Raw genomic sequence first — 1,662 nt, forward strand, 5'->3', positions numbered from 1 at the left:
AGCTTGTTGTTTAACCTCGGATTTGTACATCTGCTGCGATAGGCCATGCCAGGCGATATACCGGGCTGTGACGCCTCGGACGCTGGATGTGAAAGTGGCCACCGCCTCATCGTCGAGTCACCAAGACATCACGATGAAGGCGGTGGCCGTGAGGTCCATGCTGACACGCGCTGCGGTATGCAGCCCAGATGTGCACCAGGAAGATCTCCGTACCGAAGCGCTGACCGCGTTGTCGGGCTTTCGCGGCGAGTTCTACGCCTGTCTGAGCGCTCGGGCCGATGAGCTGTTCGAGTTGACCGACGCGCTCTTGTGCACCGCCGGGCCGGTCACGACGCTGGTGGATCTGGCGCTGGCACCCGAGCACCGGCGTGGGCACGGCGCCTTGTACGGCGGGCTGAACCAGGGCCGCATCGAGATCAGCAGGTTCCGGCGGGCGCTGGCCGCTCTGCGGCTGCCCAGGGCGGCGGGCGGACGCCTGGTGCTGGCGGTGGACGTGTCCCCGTGGCTACGCCCGGATGCCGCCACCAGCCCGGATCGTTCGTTCTGCCATACCTACGGCCGCAGCAAGGATCAGCATCTGATGATCCCGGGCTGGCCGTACTCGGTGATCGCCGCGCTGGAGACGGGCCGGACCTCCTGGACTCAGGTTCTGGACGCGCTGCGGCTGGAGGCCGAGGCCGATGTGGCGGCCGTGACCGCCGCCCAGGTCCGCGCCCAGGTCCGCGCCCTGCTCACCGGTCTGATCGAGGCGGGGCAGTGGCGGCCGGGTGATCCGGACGTCCTGCTGGTGTTCGACGCCGGCTACGACCTGCCCCGCCTGGCCTTCCTGCTGGCCGATCTACCGGTGGAGGTGCTGGGGCGGCTGCGCTCGGACCGGGTGCTGCACCGTCCGGCGCCCTCGCGCGAAGCATTCAACCTGGCCAGTCCCGCCGGGGGCCGTCCACCCAGGCACGGCGGCGTGTTCCGTTTCGTCGACCCGGCGACCTGGCACAGCCCGGACCAGGCCGCCTCAACCCGGACGACGCGCTACGGCACGGCGATCGCGACCGCATGGGATCGGCTGCATCATCGGCTCACCCGCCGGGCCGCCTGGATCGATCACGACGGCGAGCTGCCGGTCATCGAGGGCACGCTGATCCGGCTGAGCGTGGAACGGCTGCCGGGCGATGCCCAGCCCCGGGCCGGTGTGGCTGTGGTCCTCGGCCGTGGGCCTGCCGGCCGCCCGGATCGACCTGCCGTGGCAGGCGTTCCTGCGCAGATTCGACCTGGAGCATACGTTCCGGTTCTTCAAGCAGACCCTGGACTGGACCGCGCCGAAGATCCGCAACCCGCAGGCGGCCGACCGCTGGACCTGGCTGATCATCGCCGCCTACACCCAGCTGCGCCTGGCCCGTCATCTGGTGGAGGACCTGCGCCGTTCGTGGGAGAGACCCGCTCTGCCCGGGCGGCTGAGTCCGGCTCGGGTACGGCGAGGGTTTCGCAACATCCGCCCGGCAACGTCATGTCCGGCCCGTGCGCCCAAACCCGGCAAGCCCGGCCGGGGACGTCCGCCCGGCTCCCGCAACAAGCACCGCGCTCCCCGCTACGAACTGGGGAAAGTCAACAAACGACCGAAGTCCCTCACAGCCAAACGCGATCTCAGAGGTTAAACAACAAGCTAAG

The 1,662-nt window shown here is 69.2% G+C and carries 1 protein-coding gene; it reads left to right on the plus strand.

What is annotated here, in order from left to right; translation table 11 throughout:
* Positions 1-190: 190 nt before the first annotated feature.
* Positions 191-1,662: transposase (locus ACTOQ2_RS43810; protein WP_440107935.1), on the plus strand; the 1,472-nt coding region annotated here is incomplete at its 3' end.

Origin of the sequence: Streptosporangium sp. H16 (genome assembly GCF_051918855.1) — a bacterium.
In the GTDB taxonomy this organism is placed as follows: domain Bacteria; phylum Actinomycetota; class Actinomycetes; order Streptosporangiales; family Streptosporangiaceae; genus Streptosporangium.